Here is a 17,412-nt window from a genome sequence, read left to right on the forward strand (position 1 = left end):
CGAGCGGACCATCGGGTGAGCGAACCATCAGGCGAGCGGCACGAAGGGGGAGACGATGACGGGGGAACTGTCCGCACAGGTCTGTGTGGTGGGCGGCGGGCCGGCCGGCCTGACGCTCGGGCTCGAACTGGCCCGGCAGGGTGTCGAGGTGGTGGTGGTCGAGCAGAGCGACCACTTCGACCGTTCGTTCCGCGGCGAGTCGATCTCACCGGACTCGGTCTGGCTGCTCGACCGGATCGGCCTCCTCGACGGCCTGCGCGGCTCCCTCCTGGAGGTGCGCGGGATGGAGATCACCGACCGTGGCCGCACCGTGCTGACCACGGACTTCTCCCGGCTCCCGTACCCCTTCCCCTGCCCGGTGGAGCTGCCGCAGCCGGTGCTGCTGGCGGCACTCGCCGAGGCGGCGGACGAGCACGCGGGCTTCACCCTGCTACGGGGCACCCGGGTGGTGGAGCTGCTGACGGACGGGGGCACGGTGACCGGCGTCCACGGGGTTGGCCCGGCCGGGGCGGTGACGGTCCGCGCGGCGGTCACCGTCGCGGCGGACGGCCGGTTCAGCAAGGTACGTGAACTGGCCGGCCTGCGCAGCACCAGGATCCCGCTCGGCCGGGACGTCATCTGGCTCAAGCTGCCCTTCCCGCGCGAGTGGAGCAGCGACACCTACCGGGTGCGGATCGAGGGCGAACACCACGGGCTGTTCATCCCCACCTACCCGGACCAGCTGCGGGTGGGGTTGAACATCCCGCAGGGCGGGCTGCGGGCCCTGCGGGAGGCGGGGATCGGCGCCCTGCACCGCCGGCTCGACGCGCTGGCGCCGGAGTGCGCGCAGTCCGTCCGCACCGTGCTGCACGGGTGGGCCAACACCACGGTGCTGAAGATCTTCACCACCGTCGTCCCGCAGTGGTCGCGGCCCGGCCTGGTGCTGGTCGGCGACGCGGCCCACACCCTCTCACCGGTCCTGGGCCAAGGGGTCAACCACGCCGTGGTCGACGCCGTCGCCCTGGCCGGGCTCCTCGGCCCGGTGCTGGCCGGCCGGGCGCCGGGCGAGCCCGAACTGACCGCCGCACTCGCCGAGTTCCAGCGCGGCCGGGAGGCTTCGGTGGCCCGCTCACGCGACCTCCAGCTGCGCCAGGAGGAGATGTTCGCCCGCTCCCGACCCCTCGCCATGGCGGGCCGCCGCGCCCTGTACCGGATCGTGGACCACAGCCCGGCGCTCCAGCGCCGGATCCTCGCAGGCGTCTACTACCAACTCCAGGAGCAGGCCCTCAGGTCAGCTCACGGGGAGCCGGCGCGCACGGGGACCCCGTCCAGCCGACCGGTGCCCCGGGGGCATTGATCACGTACACCGCCCCTCCTCCCGCCCTGCGCCGGCGAAGGGCCGCTTTCCCGGCCCCACGGGCCGGCACCCCTCAGCGCGGGGTGGTGGCGTCGGGGGTGAAGGGGGCGCCGTGGCCGGGGACGATCAGGGTGGCGGCGGCCAGGACGCGTTCGCGCGAGGCGCGGAGCTGGTCGCGGTCGGGCGCGACCGGGTCGTCGGCGGGGCCGGCCGAGTGCCACCAGAGGTCGCCGGCGAAGGCGACCACGCCGGTGGGGGTGCCGGCCAGGAGGGTGATGTCCTCGGGGCTGTGGCCGGGGGTGCGGATCAGGCGCAGGGACGGGGTGAGCTCGTAGCCCTCGGCATCGCGGTTCTTCCACTGGTCGCCGCGGTACTCGACCTTGTGGTCGTGCACCAGAGCCCGGGGGAAGAGGCCGACGTTCATGGTGTTGTCGGGGTGGTGGTGGCTGAGCACCACGTCGGTGACGTCCTCCGGCCCGAGGCCCAGTGCGGCGAGCGGGGCGAGGATGGCCTCGGGGCTCGCCACCATGCCCGGGTCGAAGATCAGGTGACGGCCGGCGTCGGTGAGGTAGGAGACGGTGGCGGCGACTCCGGGGCCGGTGGAGCCGACGTAACCGGTGGTCAGGACCTTGAAGGCGGCGCTGCGGCCGAGCGGTGCGTCTGTCATGGCTCAAGCTTCGCGGAGCCGGCGGTGGCGGACGAGTGGCACAAGTGCCCATGATCGCAGGATTCGTGCCAGGCGGTGCCGGGTCGTGGCAGACTGCCGCCGTGCCACCGTTCAGATCTGTCGCCGCCTACGCCCCGCCCGGGGTCGGGCTGCTCGCCGCCGGCCTGGTCACCGAGGTGTTCGGCCCGCACGGCGCGGCGCTGCCCGGCTTCGACTTCGCACTCTGCGCCGACCGCCCCGGGCCGCTGCCCACGGACTGCGGCCTGCCGCTGGCCGTCCCGCACGGCCTGGAACGGCTCGCCGAGGCCGATCTGGTGCTGGCCCTGCCCGGGGCGGAGTTCCGCACTCCGCCGCCGCCCGCCGTGCTCGACGCCCTGCGGGCCGCGCACGGGCGCGGCGCGGTGGTCGCGGCCCACTGCGTCGGAAGTTTCACGCTCGCCGCCGCCGGACTGCTCGACGGCCGCCGGGCCACCACCCACTGGCGGTTCGCCGCGCTGCTCGCCGAGCGCCACCCGCAGGTCACCGTCGAGGCCGAGGCGCTCTACGTGGACGAGGGCACCGTCGTGACCGGCGCCGGAGCTGCCGCCGGGTTCGACCTGTGCCTGCACCTGCTGCGGCGGGAGTACGGCGCCGCCCTCGCCAACACCGTGGCCCGGGACATGGTGCTGCCCTCCCACCGGGACGGCGGGCAGGCCCAGTACCTGGCTGTGCCCGTGCCCGAGGACGGCGCGGACGAGCGGCTCGCCGAAGTCCTCGCCTGGGCCCGCGCGAACCTCCATCAGCCCTTGCCTGTCACGGAGTTGGCCCGGCAGGCGATGATGAGCCGACGCTCCTTCGCCCGTCGGTTCACCGCCGCCACCGGCACCACCCCGCACGCCTGGCTGCGCAGCCTGCGGCTGAGCCGAGCAGAGGAGCTCCTGGAGACCACCGACCTCCCGGTCGAGGAGATCGCCCGCCAGGTCGGCTACGGCAGCGCAGCCGTGCTACGCGAGCAGTTCGTCCGCCGACGCGGCGTACCGCCCCGCTCCTACCGCCAGGCCTTCGCCGCAGCCCAGCCGGACCGTCCCCACCTGCCCGGAACTCACCGACCGCCACCGGACCGCCACCACGGTCACCTCGAGCCTGCTCCGGATCCGGTCCTCGAAGAGGATCGCTACGTGCCGTCCCGTAATTGATCTCGGACGGATCCGGCCAGCGTGAGCCGCCCCTCGGCGGGATCTGTCTACGTGGCCTGGATGAGGTTGTGGAGGCGGGCGATGCCGAGCATGGCGTGGTGGACGCCATCGCCCTTGAGGCGGCAGTCGCGAAGGATCTTCCAGGCCTTCATCCGGGCGAAGACGTTGCTCGACGCAGGCCCGGACCCGTTCGGCCTGCCAGTCGGTGAGCTCACCGCCCTTGGGCCGGCGGTACGGGATCACGAGACCGGTGCCGGGGTAGCTGCGGTCGGCGACGGTGGCGGTCCGGCCGACGGCTGCCTTGGTGCCGGACTCGACCATGGCCTTGCAGTCGTTCCGGCTGTCCGGGAGGGGGTGCCCCACCGTGACCACCAGGCGGGTGTGGGCGTCGACGACGACCTGGTGGCGAGCTGCCGTAGCGTCAGGTTGGTCCGCCAGTAGGCCGCGACCAGAAGGCCCCCTGGTCTTCCAGCGGAAGGCTCCAAGGCCGACCCGGCCGCACGGTGTCAGCACCCTCTCGGCGGACTGTCGCCAGCTTGCGGAAGTCGCGCGGGCTCAGCCCCGCAAAGGGGGCTATCCACGGCGGTTCCGACGCCGTGATCAAACCAGCCACGCCAAGATCATGTCATCAGTGGCTACCTGGTCCGCCGGGAGACACGGGAAACCGCGCTCTCACTCCGGACGCACACGGAGCTGGGGGGTGGGGACACGGCAATATACCTCCAGACCCGAGCCAACGCCGGGGCCTGTCCGACCCACCCCCCATGGCCGCGAGTCCCTGGCGATCTCCGTCCGGCCTATCACAGCGCACCGTACCCCGAGGCACTGACAACACGGTCGCTGCCATAGGCGAAGGCCACGAGGCACCTGCATGGCAGCCAGGCATCTTGCCAAATCCCCGACCAGTAGTTATGGGGCAGCCCTTCGCCACGCACCCGGCGGCAGACTCCCCCTCAGGCCCGCCGCGCCACCGTGACCAGCTCCCCGCTCGCCGCCGTCACCGGCCCGCCCACCCAGTCCCCGTACCGCTCCGCGACCTCGAACCCGGCCTCGGCCAAGAACCCGTCCAGCCGCGCCTCGCTCAAGAACCGCAGCCGCTGCCGGTCCACCCGCAGCACCGTCCCCTCGGCGTCGGCCGTCGTCTCGGCCACCGACACCACCCCCTCCTCGACCTCCGCTGCCTCGTACCAGACCCGCAGCGCCCGCCCGGCCCCGTCCCGCACCTCCGACACCGCTGCCGGCGTCCACCCCTCCCAGGCCCGCGCCTGCGGGTGACGGGTCTCGAACGCGAACCGCCCGCCCGGCCGCAGCGCAGCCCTGATCGCGGCCAGCGAAGCCCGGATCTCCTCATCCGTCACCAGGCACTGGAACGCATGGCTGGTCATCGTCGCCAACTCGAACTCCGCCGTCCACCCCAGCCCGGCCGCCACCCCCTCCACCCACTCCACATCCCCGCGCCGCGCCCTGGCCCGCGCCAACGCCGCCCGATCCGGATCCACCCCCGCCAACCGCCCCCCATGCCCGTTCTCCCGAGCCCACCCGAGCAACGCCCCGGTGCCACACCCCACATCCAGCACCGCCCCGGCCCCCATCACCAACCGCGAATGAAACCCGTCCGCCGGCCACACCTCCGGATCCCACGGATTCAACACGTCGTACAGCGCCGCGACTTCCTCATCCGAATACATCGCACCAGTATCAGCCCGCCCCGCCTGACGCCCCGTGAATTTTCTCCCGCCCCCGCTCACCCGAAGAGCCGCCATCCGATCGCGACCATCACCGAGCCCGCACACCCTGCCATGACCGCCACCGGCAACCGGAGCGCGACCAGGGCCCACCAGTCATCGACCTGCGGCACGAGCCGCCGCCGCCACAACGGGTAGCCCCACCACAGCACCCCGGCCAGCACCTCGACGACAACCACCGCCAACTCCAACGCGCCGGTCACCCCGACGAGTCCATCGTCGATGCAGGTGCCGTCGTATCCGCACTCCTCCGACACGTTCGACGCCTCGACCCAGTCCGCGGCAATGGCAAGCAGCATCACCGCCTGCATCAGGAGGCCCCCACCGGCCGCCGCCACCCGCAAGGCATCCCGACCGAGACGCCTCACTCCTCGCCCGTCTTCTCGCATCCCCGCACGGTAGCGCCCCGACGACCGAACAACCGTTGCCCCGCCCGCCACCACCGGGCCCGGCCGCACCCTCAGTCGCCCATGAACCAGAGCGAGCTGCCCGGATGGGCGAGGCAGGCGCGGAGCATCCGCGCCAGGTCGTCCACGGCGGCCGTCTCACCGGCACCTCCGCTGCAGGCCCGCAGTTCGTCGATCTCGCCCAAGGCGGTCTGCACGTCCGCCGCGTCGAAGAAGGTGTCCCCGTACGGGTCGGCGGACCAGAGCTTGGGGGCCCGCTGCTGCTTGAGCCGGCCCAAGGCTGACGCCAGTGCCGCGCCGTGTTCGTAGGAGCCGAGGACGAGGGTGGCTCGCGTCCGCTCGTAGTCGATCCGAGCCGGCCGGGTCGTGTGCAGTTCGAGCTCGATTCCCATGATCACACTCTACGGACCGGGGCCCCCGCAAGGCCCCGCCCGTCCCCATGCGATAATCCTCCGCATGCCGACCACCGCCTCCCGGAGCCGCCGCCACCTCGCAGCGGCGCTGCTGCTCACCGCAGCCGCGACCACCCTCACGGCCTGCGGCGACGTACGGACCACCGGCGCAGGCACCCCCGCTCCGAGCACGAGCCTGAGTACGAGTACCAGCGCGAGCCCGAGGCCGGTCGGCGCTTCGCCGTACGTGGAGCCGGGCGCCGGCGACGGCGCGCCGCACAACGGCGACAACCTCGCCTACCGCCGGGCCCGCGAGATGTCGCCGGAGAGCGCCCCGGACGCACAGCGCGAGGCCGACCGGATCAAGCCCGTCCTGGAACGCCTCCGAGATCAGCACAAGTGGGACCCGGATTCCGTCCGCACCGCCCTGGTCGAACAGCTGGGGTACCGAACGGAGTCCACTGCCGCCAACGGCAACCGCTCCGAGGGCCCGCTGATCGTCAAGGCGTTCCCGCCGTACCTGTCTCCGCAGAGCACCGACTACACCTACCCGGAGGGTGCCGACATCGGCCTCCGGGTCCACGACGACGCCTGCGTGACGGCTTCGACCGGTCCCACCCGGGTGGTGGTCGAGATCACCGGCCCGTTCCCGGAGAACGGCTGCTTTCAACCGCCGTACGGTCACTGACGCCCGACCACCGCCCCGCCGCCCCTCGCCGCACCGCCCCCGCTCGCCGCACGCCCCCCGAGCGGCGGTCGGCCACCCACCACCGTCACGGCCAACGCCCCAGCGGCGCAGCCGAGTTCGGCCGCCTCCAGCGGATCTGCCCCGGCCAGCCGGGCGGCCAGGAAGGCGCCGGTGAAGGCGTCCCCGGCGCCGGTGCTGTCCACGGCCTCGACCCGTTGGCCCGGGACGCGACCGAGCACCCGCCCCTCCCGGGCGACCACCGCGCCACCGGCGCCGAGCGTGACCACCGCCTCACCGTGCACCCCGCTGAGCCGCTCGGCGGCCAGCGCCGGGTCGCCGGTGCCGGTGAGCAGCCGGGCCTCGCCGAGGTTGGGCAGCACCAGGCGAGCGCCCCGGACTGCCTCCCGGAAGGCGCCGAGCCCGAGCCGGGTGATGAAGGCCGTGGAGGCCGGATCCACGCTCACCGGCACCGGACCGGCCAGCAGCTGGGCCGCCAACTCCCGTCCGCCCGGGGAGAAGAAGAGGTAGCCGGAGAGGTGCACATGGCCGACGCCGTCCAGCAGCGCGGGCGCCCAATCGGCCGGCCCGAGCTCGGCGGCGGCCCCGAAGTCGGTGACGAAGGTGCGCTCGGCCTCCTCGTCGACCAGGCAGACCACCACCCCGGTGGCCCGCTCCGCGTCCACCACGAGCTGCGGCCGCACCCCGGCCGCGAGCAGCGAAGCCCGGTGCCACTCGGCCGAGTCGGCCCCGACCTTGGCCAGCAGCCGGACCTCCACCCCACCCCTCGCGAACTCCGAACGCGCCGCCCAGGCCGCCGCGTTGGCGGCTGCCCCGCCCGGCAGCAGCAGCGTCTGGGCAGCGGTGTCGGTGCCCGGGGCGAGCGGCCCCCGGTGCCGGGCCACCACGTCGGTGACCACCGTGCCGACCATCAGCAGCGCCGTCATGCCGGTTCACCCGCCGCACCGCCACCCGCCCAGTGCGCGGCGATCTGCGCGGCGAGCCGCACATTGCCCCGCACGGCGGCCAAGTTGGCCTCCAGCGAGGCGCCTTGGGTCTGCTCCACCAGGTGGTTGAGCAGGTACGGGGTGAGCGCCTGGCCGGTGATGCCCGCCCGTTCGGCGGCCGCCAGCGCCTCGGCCAGCACCCGGTCGTGCAGGGCCGGGTCCAACTGCTGCTCCGGCGGCACCGGGTTGGCCACGATCAGGGCGGAGTCCAGGCCGCCGAGGGCGTCCTGCGCCCGCATCACGGCGGCCACCTCGGCCGGTTCGCGGACCGTCCAGTCCACCGGGCGGCCCGAGCTGGTCAGGTAGAAGCCGGGGAACTCGGCCGTCCGGTAGCCGAGTACGCCCACCCCGAGGGTCTCCAGGCGCTCCAGCGTGGCGGGCACGTCGAGGATCGACTTCACCCCGGCGCAGACCACGGTGATCCTGGTCCGGGAGAGCAGCGCGAGGTCGGCGGATTCGTCCTGGGTGGTGGTCCACTCGCGGTGCACCCCGCCCAGGCCACCCGTGGCGAAGATCCGCACGCCGGCCCGGGCAGCCAGGAAGGCCGTGCCGGAGACGGTGGTGGCCCCGCTCGCGCCGGTGGCCAGGGCGGGGGCGAGATCGCGGAAGCCGAACTTGCGCAGGCCGGGGTCGGTGGCGATCCGCTCCAGTCCCTCCTTGCCGAGGCCCACGTGCGGCACTCCGTCGAGCACCGCCACGGTGGCCGGCACTGCACCCGAGGCGCGGACAAGCTCCTCCAACTCCCTTGCCACGGCGAGGTTCCGCGGCCGGGGAAGGCCGTGCGCGATGATCGTCGACTCCAACGCCACCACCGGCACCCCGCCCGCCAGCGCCTCCCGCACCTCCTCGGCGACCGCCAACCCCGGCACCGCCCCCGGCACTGCCCCCTGAACCGACTCCGACATCCGCTCCGACACGCCCACCCGCGAACCGTTCGTCATCCCCCTTATCTCGCCCACCACCCCCACCCCGTAAACCTCGTCCGACTCCGCAAAGCCGACCCACAGGCCGACCCACACGCCGCCCGCGCAGACCGATCCCGCAGACCGACCCCACAGACTCTGCGCCGAGCTCAGAACGCGGCGATCGACCCCGACGCCCGCTCCGCCCTGGACAGCGTCCGCAGCACCGCCGTCGCACCGTGCCGCCGCACGGCCACCTCGGCCAGTAGGTGCACCGAGGCCGTCACCGCTCCGGCGGGGTACTCGGGGGTCGGCAGGCCCACACTGACGGCCAAGTCATCGCCGTGCACGGTGAGTTCCATCATCCTGGTGACCAACAGGTCGTCCAGCGCGAGTGACCAGCCCCACCCGGGGCCCTGCACCGAGCGGTCCCCGAGCTCGGGCAGCAGCCCGGCCAGCTCGTCCAGCACCGCCTCCGTCCGGTCGGCCAGCGCGGCCGGGCCCGGCACGGCCAGCGCCTCGCCGCCCTGGCGGATCTGCACGTGGACCTCGGCGTCGAGCGGCGCCTCCACCCAGCTCGCCCGCGCGTAGTGCTCGACCAGCGGGATTCGCTCCACGGCCGGCTCGGGGCCGGCCAGCAGCTGCGGCACCAGCACCACCTGGTTGGCCAGGTGCCCGGCCAACCCGCTCACCCGGAACTCCGCCAGCGCGCTCGGCCCCTCCCAGGCCGCCGCCACCTCCGGCGCCCGCAGCAACGCCACGGCCACCCGCCCGGCCGCCAGGTAATCCGCCCGGATCCCGTTCATCCCCCGTACCCCTCTTCTGTTCTCCCCCGGCGCCGGCCGTCCCGGCCCGGGCCCTGCCCCCACCCTCCCACGGGCCACCTCCGCCCCTCCAGCTCCGCACCGGTGACCCTGCGCGACCGACCGCTGGCCCAGCGCCGAACCCGCCGCACGGTTCCTGTGAGGCCGCCCACACCGCTGCCGCACTCCACTACTCCCGATAGTGGACCGGCCGCCGGAGCCGCAACCCACCCACGCCCACCACCGCCCCGGCCGACCGTTCGAGCCCGGATCGGCCCTGGTCAGCCCGGCAACGACGGTCGATTCCAACTCATAGGTTTCCGGACTCTCGGATCGGGGTAAACCGGACCAAAACGCCTGGTTCCGCCCCGGGCGCTTCGCCGTGCCTACGACCGGCCGTAGTACCGAGGGGCGTTGCCCCCGCCGCGCGGGTCTGCCAAGAATGTCCAGGTCGCAAGGCAGCGCGGCGGCCCGGTGGGTGTGTCCACCGGCCCAGGTTCGCGCTTCTCCCGCCCGCCCCGCTCCACAGCCGGGGTGCCACGGCCGTCCGACACGGCATGCGGGCCAGTACTCCCGAACTCGCTTCGCGATACCCGTGTGCCCTGTGCGGCCCCGTCCGACGGAAGAGGTTGTCCCCCTCCATGCAGCTGCTCAAGAACCGCCGTAACGCCGTCATCACCGGTGTCGCCGCCCTCGCGGTGGCCGGCTCCGCGACCTTTGCGCTGGCCATGCCCCAGGACACCCCCTCCGCCGTGGCCGCCGTCCCGCAGTCGATCGCCGCCACCTCGCCGAGTGCCGACCCCGCCAAGCTGGCCCAGGACCAGGCCAAGGCCGCGAGCGACGCCAAGGCTGCCGCCGACGCGAAGGCCGCGGCTGACGCCAAGGCCGCCGCCGATGCCAAGGCCGCCGCGGACGCCAAGGCCGCTGCCGACGCCAAGGCCGCTGCCGACGCCAAGGCAGCCGCGGACGCGAAGGCGGCTGCGGACGCGAAGGCCGCCGCCGATGCGAAGGCTGCGGCCGACGCCAAGGCCGCCGCCGACGCGAAGGCCAAGGCGGACGCGAAGGCCGCCGCCGACGCCGCCTCCCGCTCGCAGCAGCGCGCCGCGCTGAACGCCGCCCCGACCGGCACCCCGCAGCAGATCGCCGCGCAGATCGTGCCCGCCGGCCAGCTCCAGTGCTTCAACAACATCATCCAGCACGAGAGCGGCTGGAACGTGACCGCGACCAACCCGAGCTCGGGCGCGTACGGCCTGGTGCAGGCGCTGCCCGGCAACAAGATGGCCTCGGCCGGCTCCGACTGGCGCACCAACCCGGCCACCCAGATCAAGTGGGGCCTGCAGTACATGAACGAGACCTACGGCAGCCCGTGCGCCGCCTGGGCCTTCTGGCAGGTCCACAGCGCGTACTGACCGGCGCTGATCCCCGCAGCACCGCACCACCCCGTAGGGGCGGCACCACTCCCGGTGCCGCCCCTACGGGCATCCCCGCACGTGTACGGACAACATCGGGCGCCCCGGAAATCGCTGACCAACTGTCAACATCACATACCGTGACCGCCTGGTGAAGATTTCGCGCACAACCGGGCAGCCTGCCCACTTATGCGCATTTCACGGCTTTTCGGGGCTTTGCTCGGACGTGTACACGCCTTCTAGCCTCCGGCCATGCCCTCGCACGCGACGACTCCGCCCACTCCCCCGGCCGCGAAGAAGCCGACGCCGATGATCTCGGTCGTCTTGCCCGCCTACGATGCGCAGGACCAGCTCAAGGATTGCCTGGACTCCCTGCTCGCGCAGACGTTCCGCGCCTTCGAGATCGTGCTCGTCGTCGACCGTTCCGCCGGCAGCCCGGAGCGCCTCGCCGAGGCGTACGAGATGCGCGACCCCCGGGTGCAGGTGCTGCGCCTGGACGCCGCCGTCGGCATCGGCCGGGCCCGCAACGCCGGGGCGGCCCACGCCACCGCCGAGTACCTGCTCTTCCTGGACAGCGACCACCTGCTCGACCCGGACGCCCTGCAGGCGATGGCCGACCGGCTCGGCGAGACCGGCGAGCTGGATGTGCTGCTCTTCGGCCACACCCGCGAGCACGCCGGCCGCAGCTGGCCGGGCGGCGCGGCCGGGCTGCTCACGGCCGCCGGGCCGGAGGTCCGGTCCGGGCTGGAGCGCCCGGAGCTGTTCAGCGCCCCACCGCTGGTCTGGGACCGGCTGCTCCGGCGCGGCTCCGTCCCCGCCTTCCCGGACGGGCACTACGACGAGGTCCCGGTGGTGCACCAGGCCCTGCTGGCGGCCGAGCGGGTCGCGGTGCTCGACCGCGAGTGCGTGACCATCCGGCGCCGCCACACCCTGCACCCCACCGGCTCGCCCGGCAGCAGCCACTTCGACGTGTTCGACCAGTACGAGCGCAGCTTCGAGCTGGCCCACGAGGCCGGCGCGACGGACGTGCTGCCGCACCTGTTCACCCGGATGATCCGGCAGTACCTCTTCGTCTTCGACCTCGGCGGCTGCGTGCCCCGGGCCCAGCGCCCGCAGTTCTTCAACCGCGCCGCCGAGCACTACCGCACCTACCAGCCCGCGGGCTTCCGCCGCCCGGACGGCCGCGAGGGCGTCAAGTTCTCGCTGCTGGCCAGCGGCGCCTACGCGGCCTTCGAACTCGCCAAGCTCTCCCACATCGCCCGCGGCGCCGTCGGCCGCCGCGCGGCCTGAAACACCAGTCGCCACGCGGCCTGAAACACCAGTCGCCGCGCGGCCTGAAACACCAGCCCCCGCGCGGCCCGAAGCACCAGACACGGCCTGAAGGAGCAGCTCAGCAGTGTGCGGTGCCGCCCTCGGCGGCCATCGCCAGCGCGATCCGCCGGTTGGTCTCCCGCCACTCCGCCTCCGGCAGCGGCGGCAGCACCTCGTCCCAGAGCGGCAGGCAGGTGCCGCGCATCTGCACCATGCCCTCGGGCCGGGCGATCAGCCAGAGGTGCAGGTGGGCGGCGCCGTCGCCCCAGCGGTTCACGTGCACCCGGGCGATGCCGCCGAGCGTCCGCACGGCCCGCTCCACCCGCTGGAGCATCGGCCCGATCTCGGCCGCCAGCTCGGCCGGGAGGTCGGCGAGGTCGTGGTGGTCACGGGGCTGGAGCAGCAGCGCCGCCGGGAGCCCGCTGGGCTCACCGGTGTCGCTCAGCCGCCACCGCTCGTCCGTCCAGAGGAACTCGGAGTCCGGCTTGGTGCACAGGCCACAGGTCTCGGCGCCGTCCTCACCGTGCCGTGGCGGCTCCGGCAGCACGGGCGCGGCGAGCACCTTGGCCCGGATCTCGCCCTCGAACGGGAAGACCTCCCAGGTCGGGACGGCCCCCTCGCGCAGCTCGATCCGCTCACCGATCGGCAGCCGGGAGACGTACGGGCTCGGGGCAGGAGTCTGGCCGGGCTCGGTCCTAAGATCATCTCTCATGCCCGGCAACAATGTCACACGCCACCGCGCCCCCGCACCACCGGGTACCGGCCTGCCGGGGCGTCAACGCCCCACCGCACGGCCGTTGCTGCGATGATCCCGGCATGGCCACCCTCTCCGCCGCCGACCACACCGAGCTGGCCCGCGCGCTCGGCCGCGCCGTCCGCGGCGAGGTCCGCTTCGACCCGGCCGAGCGGGCGGTGTACAGCCAGGACGCCTCCAACTACCGCCACCTGCCGCTCGGTGTGGTCAGCCCGGCCGACCGGGCCGACGTGCACGCGGCCCTCGCGGTCTGCCGGGAGCGCGGGGTGCCGGTGCTGGCGCGCGGGGCGGGCACCAGCGTGGGCGGGCAGGCGATCGCGCCGGGGGCGGTGGCGTTCGACTTCCGGCGGCACCTCGGCCGGGTGCTCGCGGTCGATCCGGCGGCCCGCACCGCCCGGGTGGAGCCGGGCGCGGTGCTGGACCGGCTGCAGGCCACCGCCCACCCGCACGGGCTGCGCTTCGGGCCCGACCCGTCCACGCACAGCCGCTGCACCCTCGGCGGCATGATCGGCAACGACTCCTGCGGCGCCCACTCGCTCGCCTGGGGCCGCACCTCGGACAACCTGCACAGCCTCGAGGTGCTGCTCGCCGACGGCACCGAGCTCACCCTGACCGGCCCCACCACCCCCGAGCAGCGCCGCGAGCTCCGCCAACGGCCGGGCCGCGAAGGCGAGTTGCACCGCAGCCTGCAAGACCTCGCGGCCGGCCACCTCCCGCTCCTGCGCACCGGCCTGCCCGACCTTCCCCGCCGCACCTCCGGCTACGCCCTGGACGCCCTGCTGCCCGAGCGCGGCTACGACCTCGCCCGCGCCTTCACCGGCACCGAGGGCACCTGCGGCCTGCTGCTCGGCGCGACCGTCCGCCTGGTCGAGGACCCGCCCGCCCGCGCCCTGCTGATCGCCGGATACCCGGACGAGACGGCCGCCGCCGACGCCGTCCCCGGCCTGCTGCCGCTGCGCCCGCTCACCGTGGAGGGCATGGCCGCCGATCTGATCGAGGCCCTGCTCGCGGCCGGCCCGCGGCCGCCGGCGCTCGGCCACCTGCCCGAGGGCGGCTGCTGGCTCTTCCTGGAGACCGGCGGCGCGACCCCGGCCGCCGCGCTGGACGCCGCCCGGGCCCTGGCCGCCACCGTCCGCCGCACCCCGCGCGCCACCACCGCCCTGGTCACCGACCCGGCCGCCCAGCGCGCCCTCTGGGCCGTCCGGGAGGCCGGGGCCGGCATCGTGACCAGGCTGCCGGACGGCCGCCAGGCCTGGCCCGGCTGGGAGGACTCGGCCGTCCCGGTGGAGCGACTCGGCTCCTACCTCCGCGAGTTGCGTTCTCTACTGAAACGGCACGGGCTGCGCGGCGTGCCGTACGGCCACTTCGGCGAGGGCTGCGTCCACCTGCGGATCGACTTCCCGCTGCCCGGTGGCCAAGGAGCGGCCGTCTTCCGGGAGTTCATGGAGCAGGCGGCCGATCTGGTGGTGGCGCACGGCGGTTCGCTCTCCGGCGAGCACGGAGACGGCCAGGCCCGGGCCGAGCTGCTGCCGCGGATGTACCGGCCCGAAGTCATCGCGCTGTTCGGCGAGTTCAAGCGCAGCTGGGATCCGGACGACACCTTCAACCCGGGCGCCCTGGTCGACCCGCGTCCGCTGGACGCCGATCTCCGCTTCCCCGGGCGGGATCTGCTGCCGCTGGCGCTCCCCTACGAGCAGGACGGCGGCAGCCTGCTGACCGCCGTGCACCGCTGCGTGGGCGTGGCCAAGTGCCTGGACACCGAGACCGGGGTGATGTGCCCCAGCTACATGGCCACCGGCGAGGAGCGGCACTCCACCCGGGGCCGGGTCCGGCTGCTCGCGGAGCTGCTGCGCGGCGAATTCCTCACCAACGGCTGGCAGTCCGAAGACGTGCGGGAGGCGCTGGACCTCTGCCTCGGCTGCAAGGGCTGCGCGAGCGACTGCCCGGTGCACGTGGACATGGCCACCTACCGCACCGAGTTCCTGCACCAGCACTACCGCCGCCGGCTGCGCCCCCGCGCGCACTACTCGCTCGGCTGGCTGCCGCTCTGGCTGCGCGCCGCCGCCCTCGCCCCGGCGCTCGCCGACCGGGCCGTCCGCTCCCCGCTGCTCCGCCGGCTCGGCGGGATCGAGCCCGAACGTCCGGTGCCCGCCCTGCCCACCGAGACCTTCGCCCGCTGGTACCGCCGCCACCGGGCCGCCAACCCCGAACTCCCGGGTGCCACACCGGTGGTGCTCTGGCCGGACACCTTCACCAACCTGCTCGACCCGGCCCCGGCCCGGGCCGCCGTCGAGGCCCTGGAGCGGCTCGGCTTCGCCGTCCGGCTGCCCACCGGCCCGGTCTGCTGCGGCCTCACCTGGATCTCCACCGGCCAGCTCGCCCCGGCCCGGGCGGCACTGCGGCGCAGCCTGCGGGCCGTACCGCCCGGCCTGCCGGTGATCGGGCTGGAACCGAGCTGCACGGCCGCACTGCGCGAGGAGGCGCCGCGACTGCTGGGTGCGGAGGCCGGTGGCCTGGCCGGGCGGGTCCGCACGCTGGCCGAGTTCCTGGAGGAGAGCGGGGTCGAGCTGCCCAGCGCCCCGAGCCGGGCGATCACCCAGGTGCACTGCCACCAGCACGCGGTGCTCGGCACCGCGGCCGACCGCCGGATCGAGGCCCGGCTCGGCATCGCCAACCAGGTGCTGGACAGCGGCTGCTGCGGCCTGGCCGGCGACTTCGGCTTCACCGCCGGCCACCACGACGTCTCGGTGGCCGCTGCCGAACGCCGCCTGCTCCCGGCCGTCCGCGCCGCCGACCCGGACACCGAGGTCCTCGCCGACGGCTTCAGCTGCCGCACCCAGATCGCCGGCCTCGCCCCCGGCCGGCGCGCCCGCCACCTCGCCGAGCTGCTCCGCGACCGCCTCCCCGACCGACCTCGAGCCACCTGACATCGAGTCCATGACGATTTCGCATCCTCCGGCCGCCGAGCGGCCCGGAGCAGCGATGATGTCCGAAACGGTTTTCGATCGAACGATCCAACGGGGGCGGCATGAGCGAGTACGAGTACGAGGACGTGGTCGAGCCTGAACACGAGGACGTGATCGGGTCCACGGACGCGGACGCCGTCGAACCGGAACCTGAGCCCGGCTCACGCAAGCGGCGGGTGATCGGCATCGGGATCGCCGTGGTCACCGCGAGCCTGCTGGCGGTGGGCGGCTGCGGTGCGTACAACCTCACCCACGCCATCATGAACGGCTCCAAGGGCGGCACCCCGACGGCCGACGGCCGGGCCGCCGCCCCGCAGCCGGCCGGCCCGCCGCCGAGCACCAAGCAGGCCACCAACGCGGCCGCCGGCTTCCTCGCCGCCTGGAGCCGGGGCGACCTGACGGCCGCCGCCGTGCTGACCGACGACCCGATCAGCACCAGTGCGGCGCTCACCGTCTTCCGTCAGGGCGCGGCCCCCAAGCAGCTGACCCTCACCCCGACCGGCCCCGGGCCCGCGGGGGCGGCGGGCACCGTCACCATGGGCTTCCACGCGCGGCTCGCCTTCGACGGCACGGACCGTGCCCTGGAGTACGACAGCGCGCTCGGTCTGGTCCGCACGGCCGACGGGCGGACGGTGGTGCACTGGACCCCGAAGGTGATCCACCCCGACCTGGTGCCGAACGGGATGCTCACGGTACGGCCGACGCCCATCCCGGCCGGCCATCTGGTGGACCGCGACGGCGCCCCCTTGACCGGCTCCGCCGTGACGGCCCTGCTGGCCGACCTGAAGGACGGCCGCCCGGTCTCCGACGGCACCCCCGGGCGGGCAGTGGTGCTGATCCGGCCGGGCCTGCCCGACAAGCAGCTGCTGGTCCTCGGCGAGGGCAGCGCGGCGCAGCGCAAGGTCACCCTGGACGCGGACCTCCAGCAGACGGCCGAGGCCGCGCTGGCCGAGCAGACCAGCGGCGGCCGGGCCGGCTCGCTGGTCGCGATCGAGCCGAGCACCGGCCGGATCCTCGCCGCGGCCAGCACCCCGGCGGGCTTCAACCGCGCCTTCGGCGGCACCCTGATGCCGGGCTCCACGCTGAAGACCGTCACGGCGGCCGCCCTGCTCGAATCCGGCCTGGGCCCGGACAGCCCCGCCCCCTGCAAGGCCACCACCACCTCCCCGCGCACCTGGCGAAACGACGAGCCCGGCGACCACCTCGGCTACACGCTGGCCGACTCCTTCGCCCACTCCTGCAACACCGCCTTCATCGACCAGGGCCTGGCCCGCCTCGCCCCCGGCGACCTGGGCAAGGTCGCCGTCGAGCAGTTCGGCCTCGGCCTGGTCTGGCACACCGGTCTGTCGAGCTTCGACGCCAAGATCCCCGTCCCCGCCTCCCGGGACGACCAGGCCGCCGAGCTGATCGGCCACGGCGGGGTGCAGGTGAACACCCTGGCGATGGCCTCGGTGGCCGCCACCGTGCAGAACGGCACCTTCCGCCAGCCGTACCTGGTCGACGGCACCGAACGCGCCGCCGCCACCGGCCGGCTGCCCGCCGCCGTGGCCCGCGACCTGCGCGCCATGATGGCCAAGGCCGCCACCGACGGCACCGCCCGCGCTCCGATGGCCGGCCTCACCGGCCAGATCGGCGCCAAGACCGGCACCGCCGACGAGGACGGCCAGGCCGACCCGGACAGCTGGTTCATCGCCTACCGCGGCGACCTCGCCGTGGCCGTCGAGATCCACGCGGGCGGCCACGGCGCCGACGCCGCCGGCCAGGTCGCCGCCCGCGTGCTCAAGGCCGGCAACGAGGGCTGATCCCCCCACCGGGGGCGGGCACCGGCCGCCCGCCCCCGAGGTGCCCCGGCA

The 17,412-nt window shown here is 74.3% G+C and carries 15 protein-coding genes and 1 pseudogene; 7 read left to right on the plus strand and 9 right to left on the minus strand.

Features of this window, described 5'->3' with window-relative positions; all coding sequences use genetic code 11:
- The first annotated feature begins 55 nt into the window (after positions 1-55).
- Positions 56-1,336: an FAD-dependent oxidoreductase gene (locus tag CFP65_RS03005; protein WP_174805497.1), complete on the plus strand. Its 1,281-nt coding sequence runs from the start codon at positions 56-58 to the stop codon at positions 1,334-1,336.
- Positions 1,337-1,409: 73 nt separating this feature from the next.
- On the opposite strand, the gene CFP65_RS03010 is transcribed toward CFP65_RS03005, so the two are convergent.
- On the minus strand, positions 1,410-2,003 hold the full coding sequence (locus CFP65_RS03010; protein ID WP_104814616.1) for an MBL fold metallo-hydrolase: 594 nt from the start codon (positions 2,001-2,003) through the stop codon (positions 1,410-1,412).
- Positions 2,004-2,104: 101 nt separating this feature from the next.
- Between CFP65_RS03010 and CFP65_RS03015 the strand changes: the two genes are divergently transcribed.
- Positions 2,105-3,178 carry a GlxA family transcriptional regulator gene (locus CFP65_RS03015; protein ID WP_254552192.1) on the plus strand — a complete coding sequence of 358 codons (1,074 nt, stop codon included), beginning with the start codon at positions 2,105-2,107 and terminating at the stop codon, positions 3,176-3,178.
- Between the two features lie 47 nt (positions 3,179-3,225).
- Here CFP65_RS03015 and CFP65_RS03020 read toward each other — a convergent pair.
- The 4 genes and pseudogenes from CFP65_RS03020 to CFP65_RS03035 form a co-directional block, all read right to left on the minus strand.
- Positions 3,226-3,791: pseudogene (locus tag CFP65_RS03020) on the minus strand (transposase).
- 340 nt (positions 3,792-4,131) lie between these two features.
- The gene (locus tag CFP65_RS03025) at positions 4,132-4,941 is read right to left on the minus strand and encodes a trans-aconitate 2-methyltransferase (RefSeq protein ID WP_371682350.1); all 810 of its coding nucleotides are present in this window, start codon (positions 4,939-4,941) and stop codon (positions 4,132-4,134) included.
- Positions 4,923-5,234 carry a hypothetical protein gene (locus CFP65_RS03030; protein ID WP_158701995.1) on the minus strand — a complete coding sequence of 104 codons (312 nt, stop codon included), beginning with the start codon at positions 5,232-5,234 and terminating at the stop codon, positions 4,923-4,925. The genes CFP65_RS03025 and CFP65_RS03030 overlap by 19 nt, the downstream gene beginning before the upstream one ends.
- A 149-nt stretch (positions 5,235-5,383) precedes the next feature.
- Entirely contained in the window at positions 5,384-5,722 is a 339-nt protein-coding gene (locus CFP65_RS03035; protein WP_104814620.1) for a hypothetical protein, read from the minus strand.
- A gap of 64 nt (positions 5,723-5,786) precedes the next feature.
- Here CFP65_RS03035 and CFP65_RS03040 point away from each other — a divergent pair, with 64 nt between their 5' ends.
- Entirely contained in the window at positions 5,787-6,410 is a 624-nt protein-coding gene (locus tag CFP65_RS03040; protein WP_104814621.1) for a hypothetical protein, read from the plus strand.
- Here CFP65_RS03040 and CFP65_RS03045 read toward each other — a convergent pair.
- From CFP65_RS03045 to CFP65_RS03055, 3 genes are all read right to left on the minus strand, one after another.
- Positions 6,404-7,354 carry a carbohydrate kinase family protein gene (locus CFP65_RS03045; protein ID WP_104814622.1) on the minus strand — a complete coding sequence of 317 codons (951 nt, stop codon included), beginning with the start codon at positions 7,352-7,354 and terminating at the stop codon, positions 6,404-6,406. The two genes, CFP65_RS03040 and CFP65_RS03045, sit on opposite strands and share 7 nt — an antisense overlap.
- Positions 7,351-8,319 carry a pseudouridine-5'-phosphate glycosidase gene (locus tag CFP65_RS03050; protein WP_104814623.1) on the minus strand — a complete coding sequence of 323 codons (969 nt, stop codon included), beginning with the start codon at positions 8,317-8,319 and terminating at the stop codon, positions 7,351-7,353. The genes CFP65_RS03045 and CFP65_RS03050 overlap by 4 nt, the downstream gene beginning before the upstream one ends.
- A gap of 167 nt (positions 8,320-8,486) precedes the next feature.
- Positions 8,487-9,122, minus strand: coding sequence for a maleylpyruvate isomerase N-terminal domain-containing protein (locus CFP65_RS03055; protein WP_104814624.1), 636 nt, complete (start codon positions 9,120-9,122; stop codon positions 8,487-8,489).
- A 638-nt stretch (positions 9,123-9,760) separates the two neighbouring features.
- Between CFP65_RS03055 and CFP65_RS03060 the strand changes: the two genes are divergently transcribed.
- Both CFP65_RS03060 and CFP65_RS03065 read left to right on the plus strand, forming a co-directional pair.
- Positions 9,761-10,528, plus strand: coding sequence for a transglycosylase SLT domain-containing protein (locus CFP65_RS03060; protein ID WP_104814625.1), 768 nt, complete (start codon positions 9,761-9,763; stop codon positions 10,526-10,528).
- A 252-nt stretch (positions 10,529-10,780) separates the two neighbouring features.
- A complete protein-coding gene (locus tag CFP65_RS03065; RefSeq protein WP_104814626.1) occupies positions 10,781-11,818 on the plus strand; it encodes a glycosyltransferase family A protein in 1,038 nt (345 codons plus the stop codon).
- Positions 11,819-11,918: 100 nt separating this feature from the next.
- Here CFP65_RS03065 and CFP65_RS03070 read toward each other — a convergent pair whose 3' ends face one another.
- The gene (locus tag CFP65_RS03070) at positions 11,919-12,551 is read right to left on the minus strand and encodes an HIT family protein (protein WP_104814627.1); all 633 of its coding nucleotides are present in this window, start codon (positions 12,549-12,551) and stop codon (positions 11,919-11,921) included.
- Between the two features lie 104 nt (positions 12,552-12,655).
- Between CFP65_RS03070 and CFP65_RS03075 the strand changes: the two genes are divergently transcribed.
- Both CFP65_RS03075 and CFP65_RS03080 read left to right on the plus strand, forming a co-directional pair.
- A complete protein-coding gene (locus CFP65_RS03075) occupies positions 12,656-15,520 on the plus strand; it encodes an FAD-binding and (Fe-S)-binding domain-containing protein (protein ID WP_104814628.1) in 2,865 nt (954 codons plus the stop codon).
- Positions 15,521-15,621: 101 nt separating this feature from the next.
- Positions 15,622-17,361 (plus strand): penicillin-binding transpeptidase domain-containing protein, encoded by a 1,740-nt coding sequence (locus CFP65_RS03080; RefSeq protein ID WP_104814629.1) that lies wholly within the window; start codon positions 15,622-15,624, stop codon positions 17,359-17,361.
- Positions 17,362-17,412: the final 51 nt, after the last annotated feature.

This window comes from Kitasatospora sp. MMS16-BH015, assembly GCF_002943525.1.
In the GTDB taxonomy this organism is placed as follows: Bacteria; Actinomycetota; Actinomycetes; order Streptomycetales; family Streptomycetaceae; genus Kitasatospora.

Coding starts and splice junctions, on each gene's coding strand:
- CFP65_RS03005 (WP_174805497.1), top strand. CDS start 56: ATGACGGGGGAACTGTCCGCACAGGTCTGTGTGGTGGGCGGCGGGCCG.
- CFP65_RS03010 (WP_104814616.1), bottom strand. CDS start 2,003: ATGACAGACGCACCGCTCGGCCGCAGCGCCGCCTTCAAGGTCCTGACC.
- CFP65_RS03025 (WP_371682350.1), bottom strand. CDS start 4,941: ATGGCGGCTCTTCGGGTGAGCGGGGGCGGGAGAAAATTCACGGGGCGT.
- CFP65_RS03030 (WP_158701995.1), bottom strand. CDS start 5,234: ATGCAGGCGGTGATGCTGCTTGCCATTGCCGCGGACTGGGTCGAGGCG.
- CFP65_RS03035 (WP_104814620.1), bottom strand. CDS start 5,722: ATGGGAATCGAGCTCGAACTGCACACGACCCGGCCGGCTCGGATCGAC.
- CFP65_RS03040 (WP_104814621.1), top strand. CDS start 5,787: ATGCCGACCACCGCCTCCCGGAGCCGCCGCCACCTCGCAGCGGCGCTG.
- CFP65_RS03045 (WP_104814622.1), bottom strand. CDS start 7,354: ATGACGGCGCTGCTGATGGTCGGCACGGTGGTCACCGACGTGGTGGCC.
- CFP65_RS03050 (WP_104814623.1), bottom strand. CDS start 8,319: ATGTCGGAGTCGGTTCAGGGGGCAGTGCCGGGGGCGGTGCCGGGGTTG.
- CFP65_RS03055 (WP_104814624.1), bottom strand. CDS start 9,122: ATGAACGGGATCCGGGCGGATTACCTGGCGGCCGGGCGGGTGGCCGTG.
- CFP65_RS03060 (WP_104814625.1), top strand. CDS start 9,761: ATGCAGCTGCTCAAGAACCGCCGTAACGCCGTCATCACCGGTGTCGCC.
- CFP65_RS03065 (WP_104814626.1), top strand. CDS start 10,781: ATGCCCTCGCACGCGACGACTCCGCCCACTCCCCCGGCCGCGAAGAAG.
- CFP65_RS03070 (WP_104814627.1), bottom strand. CDS start 12,551: ATGAGAGATGATCTTAGGACCGAGCCCGGCCAGACTCCTGCCCCGAGC.
- CFP65_RS03075 (WP_104814628.1), top strand. CDS start 12,656: ATGGCCACCCTCTCCGCCGCCGACCACACCGAGCTGGCCCGCGCGCTC.
- CFP65_RS03080 (WP_104814629.1), top strand. CDS start 15,622: ATGAGCGAGTACGAGTACGAGGACGTGGTCGAGCCTGAACACGAGGAC.